Origin of the sequence: Streptomyces sp. NBC_00513 (genome assembly GCF_041431415.1) — a bacterium.
GTDB lineage: Bacteria > Actinomycetota > Actinomycetes > Streptomycetales > Streptomycetaceae > Streptomyces.
Map to the genome: position 1 here is coordinate 3,274,829 of NZ_CP107845.1, position 26,854 is coordinate 3,301,682.

Consider the following 26,854-nt stretch of genomic DNA (forward strand, 5'->3'; position numbering starts at 1 on the left):
ACAACCACCGGGCAGCGGGATCAGCGGGATCAGCCCGGATAGACCGGGGCCCGGCCGCCCGCCGCCACCGTGCGCCACTGCGCACCCGGCGGCAGCCACACGATGCCGTCCTCGTCGGAGGAGGCCACCACGGGCTGCGCCTCGTCCTCGTACGCCCCGATCCCGGTCAGACCGGCCGCTCCGGGCAGGCTCGCCGCCACCATCGACCCGTCGGCGAGCATGTAGCGGGCCTGTGTGATCCCGCCGTTCTCCTTGCCCACGACCAGCAGCCTGCCGCGCGGCGCCCAGCTCATCGCCATCACGTCCGCCATCTGCGGGGCCGCCGGGCGCAGTTCGCGCACCGACACCGGCGAGACGTCGCCCTTGCGCTCGGGCCGCTCGATCCGACCGACGTACAGGTTCTTGCGGCCGTCGCCCTTCTGGACGAGCAGCGCGATCCGCACCCCGTCCGGGGAGGCCTTCAGCCCGGTGATCCTCCCGTCGTCCAGGCCCGCGACATCCACCTTCTGCGGGGCGCCGGTACCGCCGGGCACCCGCCACAGCCCCTGGTTCTGCGGATCGAGGTCCGCGACCCACAGGTCGCCGTGCGCGTCCCAACTCGGCGCGGAGAGCTTGCCCTTGCTGCTCAGCAGCGCCGGCGGCATCGGACCGGCGGTCGTCATGTTGACCACGTACAGCCCGCGTCCGTCCTCGGAGACGACCGCGGCCCGCTTCTCGTCGTAGGTGACGGCGGCGGTGCCCACCTTGAACGTGGCCGCCGTGGCCAGCGGTCCGGGCACCGACTCGGGCTTCTCCTGCGGCTGCTGCTCCTCCGCGGCCACGTTGAGCGACATCCGGACGAGCCGGGAGTCCTTGTCGACGTAGTACTGGTGCACCTGGCTCGGCACCCGGTTGGCCAGCGGCGCGGCGGAGGCGCGCGTCACCCAGCACAGCGTGGTCCTGCCGTCGGCGCGCTGGAGTTCGACCCGGTCCAGCCGGGAGGCCGTCAGGTCCTTGATGGTGTAGAGGAGTTGGGTGGCCATCTTCTGGCACTGCGACTGCGGGACGTGCGCGGCCTTGTTGTCGAGCTTGAGCGGCACGCGCAGCGTGTTCTGACCGTCCAGGGAGAGGGACTTGGTGCCCGGGGCCAGTTCCGTCCCGGTCAGGAAGCTGGTGGTGACGACCGGCCCGAGCCACTTGGACGGACCGGCGAGCAACGACTGCACGGTCTGGGTGGTCGGGTCCATCCGCGAGTCGGGATCGCTGCGCTGGCGCACGTACACCGGGTCGTTGACCAGCGTCCCGTCACCGAAGTAGTACTTGTTGACGGGCTTGTAGATGCGCTGGAAGTCGGACTCGCTGAGCACGAGGGTGCTGGGCGGCGTCGCGATCCGCCACTGGTCCTTGAACTTGACCAGCTGGAGGTACTCCTCGTACCGGCCGCCCCCGGTCTCCGGCTGGTAGGCACTGCGCTCGTCCACGGTCGCCAGCTTCTTGCCGGTGACCTTCCAGCGGTGCCCCTCGGACTCCTTGTCGCCCTGGACGGGGAACCGGTCGAGGCCGGCGGAGAGCACGGTGACGGTCGAGCCGGGCTTCCAGTTCTTCGCCGCGTCGTCGGTGAGGTACTTGCGGGCGGTCTCCAGCTGCGGATCGTCGCTGGTCATCGCCTCCAGGAAGCCGTCGACGATGTCGGTCGGGCTGGCCTTGTCGGCCGGCGGCACACCGAAGACCCGTACCTGGGAGTCGACGCCCTGCGAGGCCCGCACCTCGCGGACCTCGCCCCGATCGGGCATGGAGGCGCAACCGGCCAGCAGCAAACCGACCGCGCCGACGGCGACGCCGACCCGGGCGGTGCCCCGCCGCGGCGCCCGTACGCCCGCGGGCTCACGCTCAGCGTCCACCGGATCCATCCTCCTGGGTTGCCTGGTCGGCCGGCCGGGCGACGACGCGCGCTCCGTTGCCGGGCAGCGCCGTGGGGTCCGCGGGCACCGGCACGGCTCCGGCGACGGCCGAGCGCGGCGGTATCGCGGAACGCTCGGCGGTGGAGGCGCCCGGACCCCCCTGCCGCCGTCCGTCGCCGTTGCCGCGGGCGTCGCCGCGGCCGGCGGCCTCGGCGGCGGCCCTGGCCCGGTTGGACCGCGAGTCCTCCGGCTCCAGCGGGATCGGGGATCCGCGCAGCGGTTCGTCGGCGGTCCTGGGCAGGGTGAGGCGGAACTGCGAGCCGCCGCCGGGTTCGCCCCAGGCCTGGAGCCAGCCGCCGTGCAGCCGGGCGTCCTCGACGGCGATGGACAGGCCGAGGCCGGTCCCGCCGGTGGTGCGGGCGCGGGCCGGGTCGGCCCTCCAGAAGCGGTTGAACACGCGGGTGGCCTCGCCCGGCTTGAGTCCGACGCCGTAGTCCCGTACGGCGACGGCGACGGCCCCGCCCGCGGACGCGAGCCGCACCACCACGTCGCGGCCCTCACCGTGCTCCACGGCGTTGACGACGAGGTTGCGCAGCACCCGCTCGACGCGCCGCGAGTCGGCTTCGGCTATGACGGGCTGCGTGTCGCCGAGGACGCGGATCCGGCTGCCCTTGTGCTCGGCGAGCGGTTCGGCGCCGTCGATGACCCGGCGGACGACCTCCCGCAGGTCGATGGGTTCCGCCTCCAGCGCGGCGGCGCCCGCGTCGAAGCGGCTGATCTCCAGGAGGTCGGCGAGCAGCGACTCGAACCGGTCGAGCTGTCCGGCGAGGAGTTCGGCGGAGCGGGCTGTGACGGGGTCGAAGTCGACGCGCGCGTCGTGGATGACGTCGGCGGCCATGCGTACGGTCGTGAGCGGGGTCCGCAGCTCGTGCGAGACGTCCGAGACGAACCGGCGCTGCATCCGGGAGAGGTCCTCCAACTGCTGGATCTTCGTGTGGAGGTTCTGGGCCATCTTGTTGAAAGCCTCGCCCAATCGGGCGATGTCGTCCTCGCCGGTGACCTTCATGCGTTCCTGGAGCCGCCCGGCGGACAGCCGCTCCGCGATCCCGGCGGCCATCCGCACGGGGTTCACGACCTGACGCACGACGAGCCAGGCGATGGCCCCGAGCAGCACGACGACGAACACCCCGGCGGTGGCGATCGTGACCTTGATCAGGTTGAGGGACTCCTCTTCCTGGCTCAGCGGGAAGAGGTAGTACAGGTCGTAAGGGGCCCCGTTGATGTCGGTCAGTCGTTTGCCGATGACCAGCGCGGGTTCGGGCGCCTTCTCCTCGGCGCCGGCGGTGTAGCGGATCTGGGAGAACGTCTTGAACGTGCCGGTGGCGTGGTTGACGGCCCGCCGCAGCGAGGCCGGGACGCTGGCCGTCGGATCGACGTTGCCGGAGGCGCGGGCGCCCTTGACTCCCTGGGCTCCCGGCCCGGGCCCGCTCTCCTCGCCGGTGCCGGCGCCGAGCGCGGCGACCTCGAAGGCGGTCTGGCCACCACTGGCCAGCTGCTTGACGAGGGAGTTCATCCAGGTGCTGGCGTCGCGTCCGACCTTGTTGTCGTTGGCGTCGGGCCCGTCCGCCGCGAACGGCGTGTTGGCCTTCTCCTGTGCGACCGCGAAGCCTCCCGCGGCCTGGCTCTGGGCGGCCTCCTCCTTGGCGTCGAGGAGCCCCTTGCTGACCTGGGCGATGACGACGAAGCCGAGGGCGAGGACCACCGCGAGCGACATCAGCAGGGTGGCCGCGACCACCCGGAGTTGGATGTTGCGCCGCCAGATCCGGACAGCCGGAAGCAGCGGCCGTCGTGCGAGGTGCACGAACAGCCGCAGCACGGGGCCGCCGGGTGCTCCGTCCCGGAGCAGCCGGCCGCCCCGCAGGACCCCCCTGCGGGAGCCTCCCCGGGGCATGCCGGCCTTCATGTCAGCTCGGCCCGGCCTTGTATCCGACACCGCGCACCGTCACGACGATCTCGGGCCGCTCCGGGTCCTTCTCGACCTTGGAGCGCAGTCGCTGTACGTGCACGTTGACCAACCGGGTGTCCGCGGCGTGCCGGTATCCCCAGACCTGCTCCAGCAGCACCTCACGGGTGAACACCTGCCAGGGCTTGCGCGCGAGGGCGACCAGCAGGTCGAACTCGAGCGGGGTCAGGGCGATGGACGCACCGTCGCGCTTGACCGAGTGGCCGGCCACGTCGATGACCAGGTCACCGATGGTCAGCTGCTCGGGCGCGGGCTCCTCCGACCGGCGCAGGCGGGCTCGGATGCGGGCCACCAGCTCCTTCGGCTTGAACGGCTTGACGATGTAGTCGTCGGCCCCGGATTCGAGGCCCACCACCACATCGACCGTGTCGCTCTTGGCCGTGAGCATGACGATCGGCACTCCCGACTCCGCCCGGATCAGCCTGCAGACCTCTATGCCGTCCCGTCCGGGCAGCATGAGGTCGAGCAGGACCAGATCCGGCTTCGCCTCCCGAAAGGCAGCCAGCGCCTTGTCACCGTCAGCTACGAACGACGGCTCAAAACCTTCTCCACGCAGCACAATGCCGAGCATCTCGGCCAGCGCGGTGTCGTCGTCGACGACAAGGACTCGTCCCTTCATGCTTGACATCATCCCATTAGCTAATCGTTACCTGGCGGTGAGCTGTCCCACAGCCAAAAGGGCTGGAAATCGCCCCTCGGACCTGCGTGGTGATCAGGGCGACCAGTCTGCCCCGGATCCGAGCGACAATTGAAGGCGCGAGCGGCTCGGATTCCGGGGGAGGGCCGGTCCACCCGACGTTCCCACGTGGCACGATGGCAGCCAAACCAGCGCCCCCGCCGCAGCAGACGCACGTGAAGGAGCGACATGAACGACTCTCCGGGCTGGGCCACGCCCGGATCCTCCCCTTCCGAGGACCGCAGCGGTCAGGACGGCCAGGGGAGCAAGGGCTCCGGCAGCGAGGGCGGCGCCGGCGGCACACAACCGCCCGCACAGCCCTCCGACGACCCCCGCTGGTCCGCCGCCCAGCCGCCGCCCGGCCAGTGGTCGAACCCCGGCACCGGCGAGCCGGCTCCCGCGCAGGCCCCGCAGCCGCAGCAGGGCCCCGGCTGGGGATCAACCGGCCAACAGCCCGGCGCCCAGGGCGGCCCCTCGTACGGATCCCCCTACGGCGGCCAGTACGGCAACCAGTACGGAGCCCAGTACGGCCCGTACGGCCACCCCGGAGCCCCCTGGGGCCCGCCGCCCGCGGCCAAGCCCGGTGTCATCCCGCTGCGCCCCCTGGGCCTCGGCGAGATCCTCGACGGCGCCGTCAGCACCATGCGCAGCCACTGGCGCTCGGTCCTGCCGATCACCCTGGTCGTGGCCGTGATCGTCCAGGTCTTCGGCGTGCTCGTGCAGAAGTACGTCCTGGCGGACCTGGACACGTACCCGCGCGGCGGTTCGACGGTCGACCTGTCCGCCGGTGACATCGTCGGATACATCGCGCTGACGGGCGCCACCTACCTCGTCCAGATCCTCGGCACGATCCTGGCCACCGCCATGCTCACGATGATCTTCAGTCGGGCGATCCTCGGCCAACCCTCCAGCGTCGCCACCGCCTGGCGCGAATCCCGTTCGCAACTGCCGCGCCTGATCGGACTCACCCTGCTGGTGGGCCTCGCGCTGACCGTGGCCGTCGGCGTGCTGATCGTGCCCGCGTTCCTCTTCGAGAGCCTCGCCCTGGCGGCGCTGACCCTGCTCGTGTTGGCTCCGGTCATCGTGTGGCTGGGCGTCGCCCTCAGCCTGGCCTCCCCCGCGCTGATGCTGGAGAAGAGCACCGTTTCCAAGGCCATCGCCCGCTCCTGGAAGCTCGTCAAGGGCTCCTGGTGGCGCATCTTCGGCATCACCCTGCTGACCGGCATCATCACCGCGATCATCACGGGGATCATCTACTACCCTCTCTCGATGATCGGCGTCTTCGGCTTCGGCAACGGCCTCGACAGCGTGATGGACGGCTCGGCCTCCTCCTCCTGGGGCTTCCTGATCTTCGGCGGCGTCGCCCTGATCATCGCGCAGACGATCACCATGCCGATCCAGGCCGGCGTCACCGTCCTGCTCTACGTCGACCAGCGCATCCGCCGCGAGGCCCTCGACCTGGACCTCGCCCGGGCGGCGGGCATCGACACCGCCACCGACCCGCACCCGGGCGCCGCCCCGGGCCACGGGGGCTGACGGACCGATGAGCACGGGGGGACTCATCACCATCGGCGCCGCGGCCCTGCTGCCCGCCGCCGAGACGCCACCACTGACGACACCGCGGGACGCCGCCCGCGAGGCCGCCGAACGCGAGCTGTCCAAGTCGGCCTACCACCGCAACGACCCGGGCCTGATCCAGCGCGCCTTCGACAGGTTCTGGGAGTGGCTGGGCGACTTCCTCGACTCCGCCTCCGGGGCGACCCCCGGAGGCGGCTTCGGCCTGCTCGCCGTCCTCGTCCTGGTCGCCCTGGCCGTCGCCGCCCTGTGGTGGCGCCTCGGCTCCCCCCGCCGCACCGCGGCCGGCCCGGGACTCCTCTTCGACGACGGCCTCCGCAGCGCCGCCGACCACCGCGCGACCGCCGATGCCCACGCCGCCGCGGGCCGCTGGACCGAGGCCGTCCAGGAACGCATGCGTGCCGTCGTCCGCTCCCTGGAGGAACGCACCCTCCTCGACCCGCGCCCCGGCCGCACCGCCGACGAGGCGGCCACCGAGGCCGCCGTCTCCCTGCCCGAACACGGGGACGACCTCCGCGCGGCGGCCCGCGCCTTCGACGACGTCACCTACGGCGGCCGCACCGGCGATCCCGACACCTACGACCGCCTGCGCACCCTCGACCTCACCCTGGAACGCGCCAAGCCGCTCCTGACGGGACCCACGGCATGACCGGCACCACCGCCCCGAACCCGACCGGCGCCCCCGCCCCCGACGTCCCCCGCACCCCGTCGGGCGGCGCGGCCACCGGCGGCGCCCTGTGGTGGGTCCGCGCCCGCGGCTTCCTGATCGCCATCGGTCTCCTGCTCGTCGGCGCCGTCACCCTGGCCGCCCTCCAGTCCGAGGAACGCCACGGCTACCTCGACCCCCGCTCGGCCGACCCGTACGGCAGCCGCGCCGTGGCCGAACTCCTCAAGGAACGCGGCGTCACCACCCGCGTCGTGACCACCGTCGCCGAGGCCGCCGCCGCGGCCGGCCCCGACACCACCCTCCTGGTCACCGACCCGGACGTGCTCGACACGACCCGGCGCGGCGCCCTGCGCTCCGCCATGGACCTCTCCGGAGGCCGCACGGTCCTGCTCGGCGCCGGCAGCCGCAGCCTCGCCGACCTGGCCCCCGGAGTACGCACCGCCTCGTACGCCGACGAGGAGAACCTCGACCCCGGTTGTTCCCTGCCGGCCGCCGTGTCGGCGGGCCGCGCCGCCACCGGCGACAGCCTCCGCTACACCACCGACCTCCCGGGGGCCGTCGCCTGTTACCCCAGCGACGGCCACCCCACCCTCGTCGTCCTCCCCGGCACGACCAGGGGAGGCGACACCGTCCTCCTGGGCTCCGAGTCGATCCTGCTCAACGAGGAACTCGCCCGGCAGGGCAACGCCTCCCTCGCCCTGCAACTCCTCGGCTCCCGACCGGAACTCGTCTGGTACCTGCCCGGCCTCGCCGACCAGAGCGGCGACAGCGAGCCCCCCGCCGAGGAGAAGTCCCTCTTCGACCTCATCCCGGCCGGCTGGGGCTGGGCCCTGCTCCAACTCTTCGTGGCCGCCGTGCTCGCCGCCCTCTGGCGCGCCCGCCGACTCGGCCCCCTCGTCACCGAGAAGCTGCCCGTCGCCGTCCGCGCGTCCGAGGCCACCGAGGGCCGCGCCCGCCTCTACCGCCTGTCAGGGGCCCGCGACCGCGCCGCCACCGTGCTGCGCGCCGCCTCCCGCGAACGCCTCGCCGCACTGGTCGGCGTACCGACCGTCCAGGCCCACGAACCCGCCGCCCTGGTCCCGGCCGTGTCCGCCCGCCTCTCCGCGGACGGCGCCCACGACCTCACCGCCCGTCTCTTCGGCTCCACACCCGCCGACGACGCGGCACTCGTCGCGCTCGCCGACCACCTCGACGCCCTCGAAAGAGAGGTCCGCTCCTCATGACGGCCACCACGGACAGCGCCCGTTCCTCACTGGAAGCGCTCCGCACCGAGATCGGAAAGGCCGTGGTCGGCCAGGACTCCGCCGTCACCGGTCTCGTCGTCGCGCTCCTGTGCAGGGGCCACGTCCTCCTCGAAGGCGTCCCCGGCGTCGCGAAGACCCTCCTGGTCCGCGCTCTCGCCGCGTCCCTCGAACTCGACACCAAGCGCGTCCAGTTCACCCCCGACCTGATGCCCAGTGACGTCACGGGCTCGCTGGTCTACGACGCCCGCACCGCCGAGTTCTCGTTCCAGAACGGCCCGGTGTTCACGAACCTCCTCCTCGCGGACGAGATCAACCGGACGCCTCCGAAGACCCAGTCGTCCCTCCTCGAGGCGATGGAGGAGCGCCAGGTCACCGTCGACGGCGTGCCCCGCAAGCTGCCCGAGCCGTTCCTCGTCGCCGCGACGATGAACCCGGTCGAGTACGAGGGCACGTACCCCCTCCCTGAGGCGCAACTGGACCGGTTCCTGCTCAAGTTGACCGTCCCGCTGCCCTCCCGCGAGGACGAGATCGGCGTCCTGACCCGGCACGCCGCCGGCTTCGACCCGCGCGACCTGCACGCCGCCGGCCTGCGCGCCGTCGCCGGCCCCGCGGAACTCGAAACCGCCCGCAAGGCCGTCGAGACGACCACCGTCTCCCCGGAGATCGCCGCGTACGTCGTCGACATCTGCCGCGCCACCCGCGAATCGCCGTCGCTGACCCTCGGCGTCTCCCCGCGCGGCGCGACCGCCCTGCTGGCCACCGCCCGCGCCTGGGCCTGGCTGGTGGGCCGTGACTACGTGACGCCCGACGACGTGAAGGCCCTCGCCCTGCCCACGCTCCGCCACCGCGTCCAACTGCGCCCGGAGGCCGAGATGGAAGGCGTCACGGCCGACGCCGTCATCACCGCGATCCTGTCCCACGTCCCCGTCCCGCGCTGATGGCCCTCACCGGACGCGCCGCCCTGCTCGCGGCACTCGGCAGCATCCCCGTCGGCATCCTCGAACCGAGCTGGACGGGGATGCTGGCGGTCAACGGCCCCTTGGCCCTGGCCTGCGCGGTCGACTACGCCCTCGCGGTACCCGTGCGCACACTCGGCCTGGCCCGCTCCGGCGACACCTCGGTCCGTCTCGGCGAACACGCCGACGTCCACCTCACCGTCACCAACCCGGGCACCCGCAGGCTCCGCGCCCGGGTCCGTGACGCCTGGCCCCCGAGCAGTTGGCGCCCGGGTACGGAGGGCGCCGCGTCCCGTCACACCGTGTCGATCCCGGCGGGCGAACGGCGTCGGCTGACCACGCGTCTGTTCCCCACCCGCCGCGGCGACCGCCGGGCCGACCGCGTCACCATCCGTTCCTACGGTCCCCTGGGTCTCCTGGCCCGCCAGGGCACCCACACCGTCCCGTGGACGGTCCGGGTCCTGCCCCCGTTCACCAGCCGCAAGCACCTCCCGTCCCGGCTGGCCCGCCTGCGCGAACTGGACGGCCGTACCAGCGTCCTCACGCGCGGCGAGGGCACCGAGTTCGACAGCCTCCGCGACTACGTCCCGGGCGACGACACCCGCAGCATCGACTGGCGGGCCACCGCCCGCCAGAACAAGGTCGCCGTCCGTACGTGGCGCCCCGAGCGCGACCGGCACATCCTGATCTGCGTGGACACCGGACGCACGGCGGCGGGCCGTGTCGGCGACGCCCCCCGCCTGGACTCCGCGTTGGACGCGGCGCTCCTCCTCACCGCCCTGGCCGTCCGCGCCGGCGACCGCGTGGACCTGCTGGCCCACGACCGCCGGCCGCGCGCCCAGGTCCAGGGCCGCTCGGCCGCCGACACCCTGCCCGCCTTCGTCAACGCCATGGCGACCCTGGAGGCGGAGCTCGTCGAGACCGATGCGCGTTCCCTGGTGTCCACGGTCCTGCGCAGCGCCCCGCGCCGTTCCCTGGTGGTCCTGCTGACCACGTTGGACGCCGCCCCGATCGAGGAGGGTCTCCTCCCCCTGCTGTCGCAGCTGACCCAGCGCCACACCGTCGTACTGGCCTCGGTCGCCGATCCCCGGGTGGCGGAGATGACGACTGCCCGCGGCAGCATCGACGCCGTGTACGAGGCCGCTGCCGGCACCCAGACCCGTTCTCAACGCGAGCGCACGGCGGACCAGTTGGCCCGCCACGGTGTCCACGTCGTCGACGCCGCCCCGGAACACTTGGCGCCGGCCCTCGCCGACGCCTATCTCGCCCTCAAGGCCGCCGGTCGTCTGTAGCCCCTACGGCGGGCCGCATGACGGCACGATCGGCGCCGTGGTGGACCCCGCCGGGCGTCGGACGGCGCCCGACCTCACGACGGCCCGGCCGGAACTGGCCGTCCATCCCCGGCGGGCCCGGCCGCGTTCCGACGTGGTCGTGGTCCGCCACTCCACCGCCGCGTACGCGCACAGTCACCCGCGCCGCCCCGAGGGGAAGATCTCCTGAACGGGAAAAGGGTCTGGAACGCAGAAAAGCCCCGCACCCTGAAGGGTGCGGGGCTTTCCCACAATGATTGTTCGGCGGCGTCCTACTCTCCCACAGGGTCCCCCCTGCAGTACCATCGGCGCTGAAAGGCTTAGCTTCCGGGTTCGGAATGTAAACCGGGCGTTTCCCTAACGCTATGACCACCGAAACACTATGAAGTTAACCAACCGGATATGAACACAGTTCGTTACTTCAGAACTAACACAGTGGACGCGAGCAACTGAGGACAAGCCCTCGGCCTATTAGTACCAGTCAGCTCCACCCGTTACCGGGCTTCCACATCTGGCCTATCAACCCAGTCGTCTACTGGGAGCCTTACCCTCTCAAGGAGGTGGGAATACTCATCTTGAAGCAGGCTTCCCGCTTAGATGCTTTCAGCGGTTATCCCTCCCGAACGTAGCCAACCAGCCATGCCCTTGGCAGGACAACTGGCACACCAGAGGTTCGTCCGTCCCGGTCCTCTCGTACTAGGGACAGCCCTTCTCAATATTCCTACGCGCACAGCGGATAGGGACCGAACTGTCTCACGACGTTCTAAACCCAGCTCGCGTACCGCTTTAATGGGCGAACAGCCCAACCCTTGGGACCGACTCCAGCCCCAGGATGCGACGAGCCGACATCGAGGTGCCAAACCATCCCGTCGATATGGACTCTTGGGGAAGATCAGCCTGTTATCCCCGGGGTACCTTTTATCCGTTGAGCGACGGCGCTTCCACAAGCCACCGCCGGATCACTAGTCCCGACTTTCGTCCCTGCTCGACCCGTCGGTCTCACAGTCAAGCTCCCTTGTGCACTTACACTCAACACCTGATTGCCAACCAGGCTGAGGGAACCTTTGGGCGCCTCCGTTACCCTTTGGGAGGCAACCGCCCCAGTTAAACTACCCATCAGACACTGTCCCTGATCCGGATCACGGACCGAGGTTAGACATCCAGCACGACCAGAGTGGTATTTCAACGGCGACTCCACAACCACTGGCGTGGCTGCTTCAAAGTCTCCCACCTATCCTACACAAGCCGAACCGAACACCAATATCAAACTATAGTAAAGGTCCCGGGGTCTTTCCGTCCTGCTGCGCGAAACGAGCATCTTTACTCGTAGTGCAATTTCACCGGGCCTATGGTTGAGACAGTCGAGAAGTCGTTACGCCATTCGTGCAGGTCGGAACTTACCCGACAAGGAATTTCGCTACCTTAGGATGGTTATAGTTACCACCGCCGTTTACTGGCGCTTAAGTTCTCAGCTTCGCACGCCCGAAAGCGCACTAACCGGTCCCCTTAACGTTCCAGCACCGGGCAGGCGTCAGTCCGTATACATCGCCTTACGGCTTCGCACGGACCTGTGTTTTTAGTAAACAGTCGCTTCTCGCTGGTCTCTGCGGCCACCCCCAGCTCACGGAGTAAATCCGATCACCAGTGATGGCCCCCCTTCTCCCGAAGTTACGGGGGCATTTTGCCGAGTTCCTTAACCATAGTTCACCCGAACGCCTCGGTATTCTCTACCTGACCACCTGAGTCGGTTTAGGGTACGGGCCGCCATGAAACTCGCTAGAGGCTTTTCTCGACAGCATAGGATCATCCACTTCACCACAATCGGCTCGGCATCAGGTCTCAGCCTTAATGAGGGACGGATTTGCCTACCCCTCGGCCTACACCCTTACCCCGGGACTACCACCGCCCGGGTTGGACTACCTTCCTGCGTCACCCCATCGCTTACCTACTACCACCTTGGATCGGCGGCTCCACCACTTTCCTTTCCCCGAAGGGTCCGGAACGGCTTCACGGCCTTAGCATTAGAGGATTCGATATTGGGCGTTTCAAAGCGGGTACCGGAATATCAACCGGTTGTCCATCGACTACGCCTGTCGGCCTCGCCTTAGGTCCCGACTTACCCTGGGCAGATCAGCTTGACCCAGGAACCCTTAGTCAATCGGCGCACACGTTTCTCACGTGTGTATCGCTACTCATGCCTGCATTCTCACTCGTGAACCGTCCACAACTAGCTTCCGCTGCTGCTTCACCCGGCACACGACGCTCCCCTACCCATCCCAGCCCCCGTTGGGGGTATGTGCTGGAATGACACGACTTCGGCGGTACGCTTGAGCCCCGCTACATTGTCGGCGCGGAATCACTTGACCAGTGAGCTATTACGCACTCTTTCAAGGGTGGCTGCTTCTAAGCCAACCTCCTGGTTGTCTCTGCGACTCCACATCCTTTCCCACTTAGCGTACGCTTGGGGGCCTTAGTCGATGCTCTGGGCTGTTTCCCTCTCGACCATGGAGCTTATCCCCCACAGTCTCACTGCCGTGCTCTCACTTACCGGCATTCGGAGTTTGGCTAAGGTCAGTAACCCGGTAGGGCCCATCGCCTATCCAGTGCTCTACCTCCGGCAAGAAACACACGACGCTGCACCTAAATGCATTTCGGGGAGAACCAGCTATCACGGAGTTTGATTGGCCTTTCACCCCTAACCACAGGTCATCCCCCAGGTTTTCAACCCTGGTGGGTTCGGTCCTCCACGAAGTCTTACCTCCGCTTCAACCTGCCCATGGCTAGATCACTCCGCTTCGGGTCTAGAGCGTGCAACTCAATCGCCCTATTCGGACTCGCTTTCGCTACGGCTTCCCCACACGGGTTAACCTCGCTACACACCGCTAACTCGCAGGCTCATTCTTCAAAAGGCACGCAGTCACGACGCATTGAGTAAACTCAATGCGCGACGCTCCCACGGCTTGTAGGCACACGGTTTCAGGTACTATTTCACTCCGCTCCCGCGGTACTTTTCACCATTCCCTCACGGTACTATCCGCTATCGGTCACCAGGGAATATTTAGGCTTAGCGGGTGGTCCCGCCAGATTCACACGGGATTTCTCGGGCCCCGTGCTACTTGGGAGATTCTTAAGCAAGCCGCTGATGTTTCGTCTACGGGGGTCTTACCCTCTACGCCGGACCTTTCGCATGTCCTTCGACTACATCAACGGTTTCTGACTCGCCGACCGGCCGGCAGACCGATCAAAAGAATTCCCACAACCCCGCATGCGCAACCCCTGCCGGGTATCACACGCATACGGTTTGGCCTCATCCGGTTTCGCTCGCCACTACTCCCGGAATCACGGTTGTTTTCTCTTCCTGAGGGTACTGAGATGTTTCACTTCCCCTCGTTCCCTCCACACTGCCTATGTGTTCAGCAGTGGGTGACAGCCCATGACGACTGCCGGGTTTCCCCATTCGGACACCCCCGGATCAAAGCTCAGTTGGCAGCTCCCCGGGGCCTATCGCGGCCTCTCACGTCCTTCATCGGTTCCTGGTGCCAAGGCATCCACCGTGTGCCCTTAAAAACTTGGCCACAGATGCTCGCGTCCACTGTGTAGTTCTCAAGCAACGACCAGTCACCCATCACCCCCCAGACAAGCTGGCGAGTTCACTGGGGCCGGCATCGCGAAGATACAACCTTTACGGCCGTACCCTCAGATACCCAACAACGTGCCAGGCACGACCCTCCGCGACCATCACCGCTTTCCACGCCCGAGGGCAGTACTTGCAGAATGTCTTGGAAGACCGTGCCAAATAATCAACGTTCCACCCATGAGCTGACCGTGCAGAACATTTGTCTGCAATCGGTACTGTGCTCCTTAGAAAGGAGGTGATCCAGCCGCACCTTCCGGTACGGCTACCTTGTTACGACTTCGTCCCAATCGCCAGTCCCACCTTCGACAGCTCCCTCCCTTACGGGTTGGGCCACCGGCTTCGGGTGTTACCGACTTTCGTGACGTGACGGGCGGTGTGTACAAGGCCCGGGAACGTATTCACCGCAGCAATGCTGATCTGCGATTACTAGCAACTCCGACTTCATGGGGTCGAGTTGCAGACCCCAATCCGAACTGAGACCGGCTTTTTGAGATTCGCTCCACCTCACGGTATCGCAGCTCATTGTACCGGCCATTGTAGCACGTGTGCAGCCCAAGACATAAGGGGCATGATGACTTGACGTCGTCCCCACCTTCCTCCGAGTTGACCCCGGCGGTCTCCTGTGAGTCCCCATCACCCCGAAGGGCATGCTGGCAACACAGGACAAGGGTTGCGCTCGTTGCGGGACTTAACCCAACATCTCACGACACGAGCTGACGACAGCCATGCACCACCTGTATACCGACCACAAGGGGGGCACTATCTCTAATGCTTTCCGGTATATGTCAAGCCTTGGTAAGGTTCTTCGCGTTGCGTCGAATTAAGCCACATGCTCCGCTGCTTGTGCGGGCCCCCGTCAATTCCTTTGAGTTTTAGCCTTGCGGCCGTACTCCCCAGGCGGGGAACTTAATGCGTTAGCTGCGGCACCGACGACGTGGAATGTCGCCAACACCTAGTTCCCAACGTTTACGGCGTGGACTACCAGGGTATCTAATCCTGTTCGCTCCCCACGCTTTCGCTCCTCAGCGTCAGTAATGGCCCAGAGATCCGCCTTCGCCACCGGTGTTCCTCCTGATATCTGCGCATTTCACCGCTACACCAGGAATTCCGATCTCCCCTACCACACTCTAGCTAGCCCGTATCGAATGCAGACCCGAGGTTAAGCCTCGGGCTTTCACATCCGACGTGACAAGCCGCCTACGAGCTCTTTACGCCCAATAATTCCGGACAACGCTTGCGCCCTACGTATTACCGCGGCTGCTGGCACGTAGTTAGCCGGCGCTTCTTCTGCAGGTACCGTCACTTTCGCTTCTTCCCTGCTGAAAGAGGTTTACAACCCGAAGGCCGTCATCCCTCACGCGGCGTCGCTGCATCAGGCTTTCGCCCATTGTGCAATATTCCCCACTGCTGCCTCCCGTAGGAGTCTGGGCCGTGTCTCAGTCCCAGTGTGGCCGGTCGCCCTCTCAGGCCGGCTACCCGTCGTCGCCTTGGTGGGCCATTACCCCACCAACAAGCTGATAGGCCGCGGGCTCATCCTTCACCGCCGGAGCTTTTAACCCCCACCCATGCAGGCAGGAGTGTTATCCGGTATTAGACCCCGTTTCCAGGGCTTGTCCCAGAGTGAAGGGCAGATTGCCCACGTGTTACTCACCCGTTCGCCACTAATCCACCCCGAAGGGCTTCATCGTTCGACTTGCATGTGTTAAGCACGCCGCCAGCGTTCGTCCTGAGCCAGGATCAAACTCTCCATGAATGTTTACCCGTAATCGGGTGCACACGCACTTAGAGCGGGCCGATCATGTCGGAATAAGACCGATCGACCACTGCATCCTCGCTGTGTAATCGCCTGCAAGCACCACAACCCGAAAGCTGCGACCTCACAGGTCTTTTTCAAAGGAACCTCATCCACCGAAATGGACGGGGTATCAACTTTTGGCGTTGATTTTTGGCACGCTGTTGAGTTCTCAAGGAACGGACGCTTCCTTCGTTCCTGTTTCCAGGCCCTCCGGGCGCTTCCTTCGTTTCCGACTCTATCAGACTCTTTCGTGTCCGATTCCCGGTCGAAGCGGGTTTCGCTTTCCAGTTCTTCGCTTTCGCGTTTCCCTTTCCGGCGAGTCCGACTCTATCAGAGGTTTTCCACCGGATTTCCCGGCTTCAGACTTTCTGGAAGAAGAGTCGATTGTGCCCACTCGGAATTCAATTCCTGGGGGCGAGAGAGACGTTAAACCATCACTGCCGAACTTGTCCAGTTCGAGGCAACCGTTCGAATCTACCTCCCCGCTGCGACCGTGTCAACGGTGTTTGCGGGACGACGAGGAGACTAGCAGCTCGGCCGGCTCGTCCGCACATCAGGCCGCGGTGGGGAGCGTCGCCGTCTGGTCGGCTTCCTCTACGTCGCCCACGTCGCCGGCTCGGGCGGCGCGGCCGCCCAGGACGTAGACGTAAACCAGGAAGGCGGCCTCGGCGGCGACGCCGATGGTGATGCGGGCCCAGGTGGGGAGGCCGGACGGAGTGACGAAGCCCTCGATGAGGCCGGAGATGAAGAGGATGAAGGCGAGGCCGATGGCCATGCCGAGGGCGGCTCTGCCCTGTTCGGCGAGGGCGGCGCGGCGGGTGCGGGGCCCGGGGTCGATGACCGTCCACCCCAGGCGCAGGCCCATGCCGGCGGCGACGAAGACCGCGGTCAGTTCGAGCAGGCCGTGCGGAAGGATCAGGCCCAGGAAGACGTCGAGGCGACCGGCCGAAGCCATCAGACCGATGCCGACGCCGAGGTTGGCCATGTTCAGGAACAGGATCCAGAGAACCGGCAGCCCCAGGAACGCGCCCAGGACCAGGCACATCGCGGCCGCCTGCGCGTTGTTCGTCCAGACCTTGGCGGCGAAGGAGGCCGCGGGATGGCTGGAGTAGTACGTCTCGTACTCGCCACCCGGCTTGGTGAGTCGCCTCAGGTCGTCCGGTGCGGCGATGACGCTCTGTGCCTCGGGGTTGGTGGCTATCCACCAGCCGAGCAGGACGCCGACGGCTATCGAGAGGACGGCCGTGGGGATCCACCAGCGGCGGCTGCGGTAGACGGCGGCCGGGAAACCGGCCGTGAAGAAGCGGGCGGCGTCGCGCCAGCCGGCGCGGCGGGCGCCGGTGACGGCGGCGCGGGCGCGCGCGACGAGCTGCGTGAGACGGCCGATGAGCATCGGGTCCGGGGCGCTCGACTGGATCAGGGACAGGTGGGTGGAGGTGCGCTGGTAGAGCGAGACGAGTTCGTCCGCCTCCTCGCCCGTGAGCCGACGGCCCCGGCCGAGGAGCTGTTCCAGACGCGCCCACTGCGCCTGGTGGGCCGCCACGAAGACGTCGACATCCATTCCGTTTACCGCTCCCCTGCCCCAGCCCAGCCGTTACGGCTTACTTCTCCTGTGGTCAGCTTGGCAGACTGGGGGAAACAGGGGCGGGTCAGGGCGGATGAAGGGTGCGCGTCAGTGAGCGATCTGGTGACGGGGGACGCGGTCGTCCTGGGGTTGAGGCCTGCGAGACTGCCGAGCCGGGCGCTGGCGATCTGTCTGGACGCGCTCGTCTACGGCGCCGGGTACCTGCTCGTCTCGATCGGCATCGTGTTCGCGACGGCCTCGCTGGACGACGCGGCCCAGGCCGCCGTGTCGGTGGGCATGTTCCTGCTGGTGCTGGTCGGTGTCCCGATCGCCGTGGAGACGCTCACCCACGGACGCTCGCTCGGGAAGTTGGCGCTGGGGCTGCGCGTGGTGCGGGAGGACGGCGGACCCATCCGGTTCCGGCACGCGCTGGTGCGCGGGGCGATGGGCGTCGTGGAGTTGCTGATCACCTTCGGGAGCGTGGCGTGCATCGCCTCGCTGGTGTCGTCGCGCGGGCGACGGCTCGGCGACGTGTTCGCTGGGACGCTCGTGGTCCGGGAGCGGGTGCCCGGAGCGCGGGTCATGCCGGTTCCTCCGCCGCCGCCGTGGCTGGCGGGACGGTTCACGGGACTGGACCTGTCGGCCGTACCGGACGGACTGTGGCTGACGATCAGGCAGTACCTGACGCGTATGAACCAGCTGGACCCGCACACGGGCGCCGCGATGGCGGCGAAGCTCGCGGACGAGGTCGTGGCGCGTACCGGGACCCCGCCGCCGGCGGGGGTGCCGGCCGCCGCGTTCCTGATGGCCGTCGTGCACGAGCGGCAGTCGCGCGACGCGGCGCGGGCCTTCCGGGCGGCTCCGCGGCCGGCCGCGTACGGAGCGCAGGCCGCGGCGGCTCCCGTCCCGTACGGAGCGATGCCCGCGGTGCCCGCGCCGGTGGTGACGGCGCCGGTGGTCGCGCCGGTCGTCCACCCCGCGGTGGTCGCTCCGGCGCAGGGCTCCCCCGTCGAGCCGCCGCGCGGCGGGACCGGGTTCGCGCCGCCCGCGTGAGGCGGTGACCGCGAGGGACTACGGGGCCGGGTCCTCGAACGTCGAGGGCGGGGTCTCCAGGTGTTCGAGTTCGATGCCGGGGGCGGAGAGGACGACATCGCCGGCGATGTGCACGGTGTGCACCTCGCCGGTGTCCAGGGCCGTGACGCGGTACGCGTCCACGGCGAGCGGGCCGCTGTCGGTGGGGTGTTCCTCGCGGCCGGTGAGCTCCCAGGCCTGGTCGACCGTGCGGGCGGCGAGGACCGGGTCGGTCAGGGCCAGGAGCCGCACGCGGGTGGCGGGATCGCCCGGGGTCAGGCGCAGCAGGCGGGTCGTCGCGATGAGGAAGGCCGGCGAGGTGCCGGTGAATCCGGGCGCCCGGACGTTGCCCTCGGTGGCCTCCGCGCCGGCGGGATCGGTGCGGACCCAGGTGACGCCGTCGATGGCGGCGCCGCGGACCTGCCAGCCGGAGGCGTTGACCTCCAGCCGGATGGGGCGGCCGATCTCGTCGACGGCCAGGTCCACCGAGCCGGCGTGATCGCCGTTCGGGGTGGTGCGCTGGGCCACGTAGCGCCATCCGGAGGGGCCGGGCGCGCAGTGGAAGTGTTCCTCGCCGAGGGGCGTGTGGTCGTGCGGGTCGTGGAGCGAGTAGCGGCCGCGGGGCATCGGGTCCCAATTCTCGGATGGCCGCAGGGGCCTGGGTGGTCGGGGGCCTGGGGGCGGGGACGGGGCAGGCCCCCGGCGTGGTGCCGGGGGCCTGCCTGTGGTGCCGTGCCGCGGATCCGTCGGGGATCAGTAGCGGTAGTGGTCGGCCTTGTACGGGCCTTCGACCTTGACGCCGATGTAGGCGGCCTGCTCGGGGCGCAGGGTGGTGAGGCGGACGCCGAGGGCGTCGAGGTGGAGGCGGGCCACCTTCTCGTCGAGGTGCTTGGGGAGCACGTAGACGTCGGTGGGGTACTCCGCCTGCTTCGTGAAGAGCTCGATCTGGGCCAGGGTCTGGTCCGCGAAGGAGTTCGACATGACGAAGGAGGGGTGGCCGGTCGCGTTGCCGAGGTTCAGCAGGCGGCCCTCGGAGAGGACGATGAGGACCTTGCCGTCGGGGAACTTCCAGGTGTGGACCTGGGGCTTGACCTCGTCCTTGACGATGCCGTCGATCTTGGCCAGGCCGGCCATGTCGATCTCGTTGTCGAAGTGGCCGATGTTGCCGACGATGGCCTGGTGCTTCATCTTGGCCATGTCCGAGGCCATGATGATGTCCTTGTTGCCCGTGGTCGTGATGAAGATGTCGGCCGTCTCCACGACGTCGTCCAGGGTCGCGACCTGGTAGCCGTCCATGGCCGCCTGGAGGGCGCAGATCGGGTCGATCTCGGTGACGATGACGCGGGCGCCCTGGCCGCGGAGGGACTCGGCGCAGCCCTTGCCGACGTCGCCGTAGCCGAAGACGACCGCGACCTTGCCGCCGATGAGGACGTCGGTGGCGCGGTTGATGCCGTCGATGAGGGAGTGGCGGCAGCCGTACTTGTTGTCGAACTTCGACTTGGTGACGGCGTCGTTCACGTTGATCGCCGGGAAGAGCAGGGTGCCCTCGGCCATCATCTCGTACAGGCGGTGGACGCCGGTGGTGGTCTCCTCGGTCACGCCGCGGATCTCGGACGCGAGCTGCGTCCACTTCTGCGGGGACTCGCCGAGGGTGCGGTTCAGCAGGGTGAGGATGTGGGCGTACTCCTCGGAGTCCGCCGTCGACGGGTCCGGGGCCGCGCCGGCCTTCTCGAACTCGACGCCCTTGTGGACGAGGAGGGTGGCGTCACCACCGTCGTCGAGGATCATGTTCGGGCCGCCGGTGGGGGTGTTCGGCCAGGTCAGCGCCTGCTCCGTGCACCACCAGTACTCCTCCAGCGTCTCGCCCTTCCAGGCGTAGACGGGGACGCCCTGCGGGTTCTCCGGGGTGCCGTTCGGGCCGACCGCGATGGCGGCGGCCGCGTGGTCCTGGGTGGAGAAGATGTTGCAGGAGGCCCAGCGGACGTCGGCGCCGAGGGCGACGAGGGTCTCGATGAGCACGGCGGTCTGCACGGTCATGTGCAGGGAGCCGGTGATGCGGGCGCCGGCCAGCGGCTGGGCCTCGGCGTACTCGGCGCGGATCGACATCAGGCCGGGCATCTCGTGCTCGGCCAGGGTGATCTCCTTGCGGCCGAAGGCGGCGAGGGAGAGGTCTGCGACCTTGAAGTCCATGGGTGCTGCTCCTCATGGTTCGAGAGGGTGGGTACGGCTGAGCCGTGCATGGGCGGACCCGTGCACCGAGCACAGTCCGTCGGGGGCCCTCTCTCCCCTCGGCCGGTCACGAGGACCGCCCGACCGCCATCAGCAGCGACGCCTGACACTGGTGACGAATCTACACCGACCGGCCCGGTGAGCCCCAGCGGGCCGGAGAAGAAGTGCCAAGCGGACTCGGGCCGTCCGGCGCAGGGGTTCAGGGCCTTTCGGTCTTTTGGTCGGCCCCTCGCGTGTAGAAGGATGCGGTGGATCGGGTCGTGAGTGCGATCCCGCAGGACCTACGGCACGAAGGAGATCTCAGTGACCAGTCCGGCAGGCCCTCCCGGTGGCGGGGGCGAGAGCGTGGGCAAGCGCCTGAAGCTGCTCGCCGTGACCGCGTGCCCCACGGGGATCGCGCACACCTACATGGCGGCGGAGAAGCTCCAGCAGGCCGCGGAGCGGCTCGGCGTCGACATCAAGGTGGAGACCCAGGGGTCCATAGGGGCCGAGAACGTACTCGATGACAACGATGTCAAGGAGGCGGACGGGATCATCATCGCCGCCGACAAGGAGGTCGATCGCACGCGGTTCGCGGGCAAGCGGGTCCTGTCGACGGGGGTGGCGGACGGGATCCACCGGCCCGAGGAGCTGATCGAGCGGGTGCGGAGCGCGCCGGTGCAGTCGGGGGCGACGTCGTCGGAGAACTCCGGGGGCGGCGGCAACGAGCGCAGCGCCGCGTACAAGGCGCTGATGAACGGCGTCTCGCACATGATCCCGTTCGTGGTGGTGGGCGGTCTGCTGCTCGCCGTCTCGATCGCGCTCGGCGGCCACTCGTCCGCGAAGGGCATCACCTTCGACGAGGGGTCGTTCTGGTTCTACGTGAACGCCCTCGGCGGCCTCGGCTTCAAGCTGATGCTGCCGATCTTCTCCGGGTACATCGCCTTCGCGTTGGGTGACCGGCCCGCGCTGGTGCCGGGCATGCTCGGCGGTTTCCTGGCCGCGGAGGCCACGACCGTCTACGGGGCGGAGGCGAACGCGGGGTTCCTGGGCGCCATCGCGACGGGCTTCCTCGCCGGCTACCTGGTGATCTGGATCAAGAAGGTCAAGGTCCCGAGGTTCGTCCAGCCGATCATGCCGATCATCGTGATCCCGATCGTCTCGACGCTGGCTCTCGGTCTGCTCTACATCTACGTGATCGGGCGGCCGATCTCCTGGGTGTTCACGCACCTGACCGACTGGCTGAACGGGATGACCGGCTCCAGCGCGATCGTGCTCGGCGCCCTCATCGGCCTGATGATCGCCTTCGACATGGGCGGTCCGGTCAACAAGACGGCCTTCCTCGTCGCCGTGGGTCTCATCGGCACGAACAATGCCGTCATGGGCATGGCCGCCGCCGCCATCCCGGTCATGCCGCTCGGCCAGGGCCTGGCCACGCTGCTGCGGCGCAAGCTCTACGGCGATCAGGAGCGGGAGACGGGCATCGCCGCTCTCTTCATGGGCTTCTTCGGCATATCCGAGGGCGCCATCCCGTTCGCCGCGGCGCGACCGGCGCAGGTGATCCCGGCGAACATGCTCGGCGGGGCGGTGGCCGGCGCCGTCGCGGGCATGGCCGGGGTCGAGAACTCGGTGCCGCACGGCGGTCCGATCGTCGCGCTGTTCGGCGCGGTGAGCGGTCTCGCGATGTTCTTCGTCGCCATCGCCGCGGGTGTCGCGGTCACCGCGCTGACGACCAACGCGCTGATCGGGATCAAGGAGCGGCGGAGCCGTTCCTCCGCGCCGGTACCGGGCGCGGTGCCCGAGCCGGTGCTCGTCGGGGTGGGCGCGGGTGCGGCGGGCGCGACCGAGGGGTCGGTCCCGGCCCCGCGGGCCGCCGGTGCCGGTGCCGGCGGCGCGAAGGCGACCGCGAACACGACGGTCGTGGCGGGGCCTTCGGCCGGCACGGACGACGGCGCGGAAGACGGTGGGGCCGAGGTGCTCTCCGGGTACCTGACCGCGCGGACCGTGAGGACGGAGCTGGTCGCGGACACCAAGGAGGCGGCGATCCGCGAGATGGCGGAGATGCTCGCGGCCACCGGCAACGTCCGTGACGTGGAGGAGCTGGTACGGGTCGCCCTCGCCCGGGAGGCGCGGGGGGCGACGGGGCTCGGCGAGTCGATCGCGATCCCGCACGCCAAGACGGACGCGGTGACGAGCCCCACGGTCGGCTTCGCCCGGTCCGACGAGGGCGTCGAGTGGGGTGCGCCGGACGGTACGAAGGCCCACCTGGTCTTCATGATCTCGGTGCCGGAGGCGGCCGCCGGTGACGAACACCTGCGGATCCTGGCCCTGTTGTCCCGCAAGTTGATGGACATCGACTTCCGGGCCCGACTGCGGTCCGCACCGGACGAGCGGGCCGTCCTCGCGGTGCTGCGCGAGATCGCGTAGCCGGGCCGGGACGTGCGAAGGCCCCCGCGGCCGGTGGGCGGCGGGGGCCTTCGCACGTTCTCGGGGTGTGTCAGTGGGCGGGATCGCCGCCGGGGGTGGCCGCGGGGTTGGCGCCGGCCGCGGCGGCCTCGGCGTTGTAGATGTCCGGCTCCAGGTAGATCACCCGGGCGATCGGGACCGCGGCGCGGATGCGGGCCTCGGCCTCGTTGATGGCGTTGGCCACCTCGGTCGCGGTGTCGTCGTGCCGGACGGCGATCTTCGCGGCGACGAGCAGTTCCTCGGGGCCGAGGTGCAGGGTGCGCATGTGGATGACGCCGGTGACCACGTCACCGTCGACCAGGGCGGCCGTGATCTTGTCGACGTCCTCGGTGCCGGCGGCCTCGCCCAGCAGCAGCGACTTGGTCTCGGCGGCGAGCACGATGGCGATGATGATCAGCAGGACGCCGATGCAGAGGGTGCCGATGCCGTCCCACACGCCGTCGCCGGTGGCCAGGGCCAGACCGACGCCGCCGAGGGCGAGGACCAGGCCGATGAGCGCGCCGAGGTCTTCGAGGAGGACGACGGGAAGCTCGGGGGCCTTGGCGCGCTTGACGAACTGGGCCCAGGTGAGCGAGCCGCGGATCTCGTTCGACTCCTTGATGGCGGTGCGGAAGGAGAAGGACTCCGCGATGATCGCGAAGACGAGGACGCCGATCGGCCAGTACCACTGCTCGATCGGGTGCGGGTGGTTGATCTTCTCGATGCCCTCGTAGATGGCGAACATGCCACCGACGGTGAACAGCACGATGGACACCAGGAAGGCGTAGATGTAGCGCTCGCGCCCGTACCCGAAGGGGTGTTGGGGGGTGGCCTCGCGCTTGGCCTTCTTGCCGCCGAGGAGCAGCAGCCCCTGGTTGCCGGAGTCCGCGAGCGAGTGAACGCTCTCCGCGAGCATCGACGACGAGCCGCTGAAGACGTAGGCCACGAACTTGGCTACGGCGATGGCGAGGTTGGCGGCGAGTGCCGCCACGATCGCCCTGGTACCGCCCGACGCGCTCATGGGTGCTGGGTGTCCCTTCCTCGATGCGGCGCCCCTGGGCCGGGGAGCCGCGCTACGGCCGCATATTGTCGCAGCCGCCGGTAGGGACGGTACGTCAGACCACGACGGTGGCGCGGAAGACGGTACCGCTACCGGACAGTTCGACCATTTCGCCGGCCGGTACGAAGACGGACTCGCCTGGGGCCAGGGTCAGTTCGCCGGCCTGCGGGGCGCCGGCGGTGCAGAGCAGGATCTGCGGGGCCGTGTCGGGGAGGGACCGGGGGGCGCCGCCGGGGGCGAGGAGGAAGCGGGAGAGCCGGAACTCGTCGATGGGGGTCTCGTAGACCTCCTCGGCGCCGCCTTCGGGGCGCTGCACCGCGGGGTCGCCGGACTCGAAGCCGACGATCTTCAGCAGCTCGGGAACGTCGACGTGCTTGGGGGTGAGGCCCGCGCGCAGCACGTTGTCGGAGTTGGCGAGCAGCTCGACGCCGAGTCCGTCGATGTAGGCGTGTGGGACGCCGGCGCCGAGGAACATGGCCTCGCCGGGCTGGAGCCGTACGTGGTTGAGCAGCATGGCCGCGATGACGCCGGGGTCCCCCGGGTAGTCGTGGACGAGTGCCGCGTACGGGGCGTAGCGGCCGCCGAGGCGCGCGGCGGCGGCCGCGGCCTCGGTGACGGTTCGGGCCATCTCCGTGCGGTCGGCGGTGAGGACGGCGGTGAGGACCTCGCGCAGCGCGGCCTCTTCGGGGTGGGCGTGCAGCAGGTCGACGTACGGCTTGAGGGAGTCGACCTCCAGGCCGGCGAGGAGTTCCGCGGTCTCCAGCGGGGCGCGGAAGCCGCACAGGCCGTCGAAGGGGGTGAGGGCGCAGATCATCTCGGGCTTGTGGTTGGCGTCCTTGTAGTTGCGCTGGCCCGCGTCGATCGGGACGCCGCGGCGCTCCTCGTCCGCGAAGCCGGCCCTGGCCTGTTCCAGGTCGGGGTGGACCTGGAGGGAGAGCGGGGCCCCGGCGGCGAGGAGCTTGAGGAGGAAGGGCAGTCGGGGGCCGAACCTGGCGACGGTGGCGGCGCCGAGCTCGCGCTCGGGGTCGGCGGCGATGACGTCCGAGAGGCTGACCTCGCCGGCTCCGCGATCGAGGCGGGACGGGGCGCCGGGGTGGGCGCCCATCCACATCTCGGCCTGGGGTTCACCGGTGGGCTCGACCCCGAGGAGGGCGGGGATCGCGGTGGTCGATCCCCAGGCGTAGGGGCGGATGGTGTTCGTCAGACGGTCCATCGTCGTCTTCCTGGGTCTTGATGTGGGGCTGGGCAGGCGGGCACGGGTGTGCCTCAGCGGTGTCCCCCTGACGCCAACGCCAGGTAGGCGGTGGCGAAGTCGGTGATGGCGAGGAGTTCGGCGAGCTGTTCCAACTCGGTTCCCTCCTCCGGTTCGAGTTCGCTGATGGCCGTGTCGTGGCCGAGGGCGAGCTCGCGGGCGGCGGGTGCGGCGCTGAGGCCGCCGGTGGGTCGGTCGCGCAGCAGGACGACGCGGGCGCGCAGGGCCTGGGGTTCGTCGACGCGGTCGCGGAAGAAGTCGTCGGGGTCGGCGCCGGCGGCGAGGGCCCCGGCGAGGAGCACGCCGTGTGCGGGCAGTGCCTCGGGGAGTTCGGCGGCGAGGGCGGGCCGGCCGGCGAGTTCGGCGAGGGTCGCGGCGAACCGGCGTCCGGCCGGGCCGGCTCCGAGGCCTTCGCTCCAGATGAGCGGGAGGGATTCGGCGAGTTCGGAGGCGAGGGTCTTGGCCGGGTTGGAGTAGGTGACGATGGCCGGTCCGCAGCGCTCCGCGGTGCGGTCGAGCCGGTCGGCGACGAGCTGGAGGGTGGCGGGGGCCGCGGTGACGAGTCCGACCTTGTCGAGGAGGACCAGCAGCGGGGTGAGCAGGGCCCACAGGGCGCCGGGGCCGGCCGCGGCGGATTCGTCGTACTCCTGGTACGGGGCCCGGGCCATCGGTACGAGCACTCCGTGGGCGCCGTCGACGGACTCGGTCAGCGGGGAGCGTTCGGGGGCGACGGCGACGACGGTGCAGCCGCGGCGGTAGGCCTGCTCGGCGAGGAGGCCCAGTCCGGGCTCGGTTCCGTCGGTGGTGGCGATGAGCAGCAGGTCGACCGGTCCGGCCCAGCCGGGCAGCGTCCAGCGCAGGGCGCCGGAGGCGTGGGCGACGCCGGTGGGGTCCAGGCGGACGACGGGCGCGGACGCGCCGGCGAGGGCGCCGAGCAGGTCGGCGACGCCGGTTGCGGCGGTGCCGGAGCCGGCGATGAGCACGGCGCGGGGGCGGCCGTCGGGCCGCAGGTCGGCCAGGCCGGCCTCGGCGGCGTGCCGGGCGGCGGTGCGGACCCTGGCTCCGGCGTCGGCGGCGCCGCGGAGCAGGCCCCGGCGGTCGGCGCGGACCAGGGCGTCCGGGTCGTCGAGGAGTGACTCGTCGAGCATGGCGGCCTCCGGCTGTGTGTGGACGGACCCGGGGGCGAGGGCCCCGGGGGACGGAACCGGTCTCAGCGTCTGCGCGGGCGGGTCAGGCGGGGCGGCGGGCCTCGTCCACGAGGAGGACCGGGATGCCGTCACGGACGGGGTACGCGAGGCCGCAGTCCTGGCCGGTGCAGATCAGCTCGGGGGTGGTCTCGTCGGCCGACTTGTCGTCGAGGGGCGAGTGGCAGGCGGGACAGGCGAGGATCTGCAGGAGGCCGGCTTCGAGCGGCATGGGGCGCTTCCCTTCGAACATGCGGATTGGGCGAGGTCAGCGTACCGCCGGGCCGCGTGTGACGCGGCCCGGCCC

18 protein-coding genes and 3 rRNA genes are annotated in these 26,854 nt (G+C 69.2%); 8 read left to right on the forward strand and 13 right to left on the reverse strand.

The genetic code is table 11. From position 1 onward, the window contains the following. Nucleotides 1-29 precede the first annotated feature (29 nt). The 3 genes from OHA84_RS15200 to mtrA are packed head-to-tail and all read right to left on the reverse strand — an operon-like array spanning nt 30 to nt 4,534. The gene (locus OHA84_RS15200; RefSeq protein ID WP_266971255.1) at nt 30-1,880 is read right to left on the reverse strand and encodes an LpqB family beta-propeller domain-containing protein; all 1,851 of its coding nucleotides are present in this window, start codon (nt 1,878-1,880) and stop codon (nt 30-32) included. Then, on the reverse strand, nt 1,870-3,831 hold the full coding sequence (mtrB, locus tag OHA84_RS15205) for an MtrAB system histidine kinase MtrB (RefSeq protein WP_234350073.1): 1,962 nt from the start codon (nt 3,829-3,831) through the stop codon (nt 1,870-1,872). Before mtrB ends, OHA84_RS15200 begins: the two co-directional genes overlap by 11 nt. A 13-nt stretch (nt 3,832-3,844) precedes the next feature. Then, on the reverse strand, nt 3,845-4,534 hold the full coding sequence (mtrA, locus tag OHA84_RS15210) for a two-component system response regulator MtrA (protein WP_200904315.1): 690 nt from the start codon (nt 4,532-4,534) through the stop codon (nt 3,845-3,847). Nucleotides 4,535-4,768: 234 nt separating this feature from the next. Between mtrA and OHA84_RS15215 the strand changes: the two genes are divergently transcribed. The 6 genes from OHA84_RS15215 to OHA84_RS15240 are packed head-to-tail and all read left to right on the forward strand — an operon-like array spanning nt 4,769 to nt 10,521. Then, nucleotides 4,769-6,115 carry a glycerophosphoryl diester phosphodiesterase membrane domain-containing protein gene (locus OHA84_RS15215; RefSeq protein WP_266971249.1) on the forward strand — a complete coding sequence of 449 codons (1,347 nt, stop codon included), beginning with the start codon at nt 4,769-4,771 and terminating at the stop codon, nt 6,113-6,115. Between the two features lie 7 nt (nt 6,116-6,122). After that, the gene (locus tag OHA84_RS15220; RefSeq protein ID WP_053679440.1) at nt 6,123-6,803 is read left to right on the forward strand and encodes a DUF4129 domain-containing protein; all 681 of its coding nucleotides are present in this window, start codon (nt 6,123-6,125) and stop codon (nt 6,801-6,803) included. Continuing rightward, nucleotides 6,800-8,044, forward strand: a complete 1,245-nt coding sequence (locus tag OHA84_RS15225; protein WP_266947635.1) for a DUF4350 domain-containing protein — start codon at nt 6,800-6,802, stop codon at nt 8,042-8,044. Before OHA84_RS15220 ends, OHA84_RS15225 begins: the two co-directional genes overlap by 4 nt. After that, nucleotides 8,041-9,003 carry a MoxR family ATPase gene (locus OHA84_RS15230; RefSeq protein ID WP_053679442.1) on the forward strand — a complete coding sequence of 321 codons (963 nt, stop codon included), beginning with the start codon at nt 8,041-8,043 and terminating at the stop codon, nt 9,001-9,003. The genes OHA84_RS15225 and OHA84_RS15230 overlap by 4 nt, the downstream gene beginning before the upstream one ends. Next, nucleotides 9,003-10,313 (forward strand): DUF58 domain-containing protein, encoded by a 1,311-nt coding sequence (locus OHA84_RS15235; protein WP_266971246.1) that lies wholly within the window; start codon nt 9,003-9,005, stop codon nt 10,311-10,313. Before OHA84_RS15230 ends, OHA84_RS15235 begins: the two co-directional genes overlap by 1 nt. A 37-nt stretch (nt 10,314-10,350) precedes the next feature. Continuing rightward, the gene (locus OHA84_RS15240; protein ID WP_266971244.1) at nt 10,351-10,521 is read left to right on the forward strand and encodes a hypothetical protein; all 171 of its coding nucleotides are present in this window, start codon (nt 10,351-10,353) and stop codon (nt 10,519-10,521) included. Nucleotides 10,522-10,590: 69 nt separating this feature from the next. Here OHA84_RS15240 and rrf read toward each other — a convergent pair. From rrf to OHA84_RS15260, 4 genes are all read right to left on the reverse strand, one after another. Continuing rightward, nucleotides 10,591-10,708 (reverse strand): 5S ribosomal RNA (gene rrf / locus OHA84_RS15245). Nucleotides 10,709-10,782: 74 nt separating this feature from the next. Beyond that, nucleotides 10,783-13,906, reverse strand: a 23S ribosomal RNA gene (locus OHA84_RS15250). Nucleotides 13,907-14,196: 290 nt separating this feature from the next. Beyond that, nucleotides 14,197-15,721 (reverse strand): 16S ribosomal RNA (locus tag OHA84_RS15255). Together the 16S, 23S and 5S rRNA genes form the textbook arrangement of a ribosomal RNA operon. Nucleotides 15,722-16,316: 595 nt before the next feature. Then, nucleotides 16,317-17,324, reverse strand: coding sequence for a stage II sporulation protein M (locus OHA84_RS15260; protein ID WP_266971242.1), 1,008 nt, complete (start codon nt 17,322-17,324; stop codon nt 16,317-16,319). A 114-nt stretch (nt 17,325-17,438) separates the two neighbouring features. Between OHA84_RS15260 and OHA84_RS15265 the strand changes: the two genes are divergently transcribed. Continuing rightward, entirely contained in the window at nt 17,439-18,380 is a 942-nt protein-coding gene (locus OHA84_RS15265) for an RDD family protein (RefSeq protein ID WP_053681329.1), read from the forward strand. Nucleotides 18,381-18,398: 18 nt separating this feature from the next. On the opposite strand, the gene OHA84_RS15270 is transcribed toward OHA84_RS15265, so the two are convergent. Both OHA84_RS15270 and ahcY read right to left on the reverse strand, forming a co-directional pair. After that, nucleotides 18,399-19,025, reverse strand: a complete 627-nt coding sequence (locus OHA84_RS15270) for a hypothetical protein (protein WP_053681327.1) — start codon at nt 19,023-19,025, stop codon at nt 18,399-18,401. Nucleotides 19,026-19,151: 126 nt separating this feature from the next. Then, entirely contained in the window at nt 19,152-20,588 is a 1,437-nt protein-coding gene (gene ahcY, locus OHA84_RS15275) for an adenosylhomocysteinase (RefSeq protein WP_053681325.1), read from the reverse strand. A 342-nt stretch (nt 20,589-20,930) separates the two neighbouring features. Here ahcY and OHA84_RS15280 point away from each other — a divergent pair, with 342 nt between their 5' ends. After that, the gene (locus OHA84_RS15280) at nt 20,931-23,033 is read left to right on the forward strand and encodes a fructose-specific PTS transporter subunit EIIC (RefSeq protein ID WP_266971239.1); all 2,103 of its coding nucleotides are present in this window, start codon (nt 20,931-20,933) and stop codon (nt 23,031-23,033) included. A 70-nt stretch (nt 23,034-23,103) separates the two neighbouring features. Here the strand turns inward: OHA84_RS15280 and OHA84_RS15285 are convergent, their stop codons facing one another. The 4 genes from OHA84_RS15285 to OHA84_RS15300 all read right to left on the reverse strand — a co-directional run bounded on the left by OHA84_RS15285 (nt 23,104) and on the right by OHA84_RS15300 (nt 26,779). Then, nucleotides 23,104-24,072, reverse strand: coding sequence for a cation diffusion facilitator family transporter (locus OHA84_RS15285; protein WP_053681320.1), 969 nt, complete (start codon nt 24,070-24,072; stop codon nt 23,104-23,106). Nucleotides 24,073-24,166: 94 nt separating this feature from the next. Further along, nucleotides 24,167-25,324: a mannose-6-phosphate isomerase, class I gene (gene manA / locus OHA84_RS15290; RefSeq protein ID WP_053681318.1), complete on the reverse strand. Its 1,158-nt coding sequence runs from the start codon at nt 25,322-25,324 to the stop codon at nt 24,167-24,169. 53 nt (nt 25,325-25,377) lie between these two features. Then, nucleotides 25,378-26,511 carry an SIS domain-containing protein gene (locus tag OHA84_RS15295; protein WP_053681316.1) on the reverse strand — a complete coding sequence of 378 codons (1,134 nt, stop codon included), beginning with the start codon at nt 26,509-26,511 and terminating at the stop codon, nt 25,378-25,380. Between the two features lie 82 nt (nt 26,512-26,593). Continuing rightward, the gene (locus tag OHA84_RS15300) at nt 26,594-26,779 is read right to left on the reverse strand and encodes a Trm112 family protein (RefSeq protein ID WP_053681314.1); all 186 of its coding nucleotides are present in this window, start codon (nt 26,777-26,779) and stop codon (nt 26,594-26,596) included. Nucleotides 26,780-26,854: the final 75 nt, after the last annotated feature.

What these genes read in the sequence shown, in the direction of transcription:
- mtrB (WP_234350073.1), bottom strand. Translation starts at nt 3,831, where the DNA reads ATGCCCCGGGGAGGCTCCCGCAGGGGGGTCCTGCGGGGCGGCCGGCTG.
- mtrA (WP_200904315.1), bottom strand. Translation starts at nt 4,534, where the DNA reads ATGATGTCAAGCATGAAGGGACGAGTCCTTGTCGTCGACGACGACACC.
- OHA84_RS15215 (WP_266971249.1), top strand. Translation starts at nt 4,769, where the DNA reads ATGAACGACTCTCCGGGCTGGGCCACGCCCGGATCCTCCCCTTCCGAG.
- OHA84_RS15220 (WP_053679440.1), top strand. Translation starts at nt 6,123, where the DNA reads ATGAGCACGGGGGGACTCATCACCATCGGCGCCGCGGCCCTGCTGCCC.
- OHA84_RS15225 (WP_266947635.1), top strand. Translation starts at nt 6,800, where the DNA reads ATGACCGGCACCACCGCCCCGAACCCGACCGGCGCCCCCGCCCCCGAC.
- OHA84_RS15230 (WP_053679442.1), top strand. Translation starts at nt 8,041, where the DNA reads ATGACGGCCACCACGGACAGCGCCCGTTCCTCACTGGAAGCGCTCCGC.
- OHA84_RS15235 (WP_266971246.1), top strand. Translation starts at nt 9,003, where the DNA reads ATGGCCCTCACCGGACGCGCCGCCCTGCTCGCGGCACTCGGCAGCATC.
- OHA84_RS15260 (WP_266971242.1), bottom strand. Translation starts at nt 17,324, where the DNA reads ATGGATGTCGACGTCTTCGTGGCGGCCCACCAGGCGCAGTGGGCGCGT.
- OHA84_RS15270 (WP_053681327.1), bottom strand. Translation starts at nt 19,025, where the DNA reads ATGCCCCGCGGCCGCTACTCGCTCCACGACCCGCACGACCACACGCCC.
- ahcY (WP_053681325.1), bottom strand. Translation starts at nt 20,588, where the DNA reads ATGGACTTCAAGGTCGCAGACCTCTCCCTCGCCGCCTTCGGCCGCAAG.
- OHA84_RS15285 (WP_053681320.1), bottom strand. Translation starts at nt 24,072, where the DNA reads ATGAGCGCGTCGGGCGGTACCAGGGCGATCGTGGCGGCACTCGCCGCC.
- manA (WP_053681318.1), bottom strand. Translation starts at nt 25,324, where the DNA reads ATGGACCGTCTGACGAACACCATCCGCCCCTACGCCTGGGGATCGACC.
- OHA84_RS15295 (WP_053681316.1), bottom strand. Translation starts at nt 26,511, where the DNA reads ATGCTCGACGAGTCACTCCTCGACGACCCGGACGCCCTGGTCCGCGCC.
- OHA84_RS15300 (WP_053681314.1), bottom strand. Translation starts at nt 26,779, where the DNA reads ATGCCGCTCGAAGCCGGCCTCCTGCAGATCCTCGCCTGTCCCGCCTGC.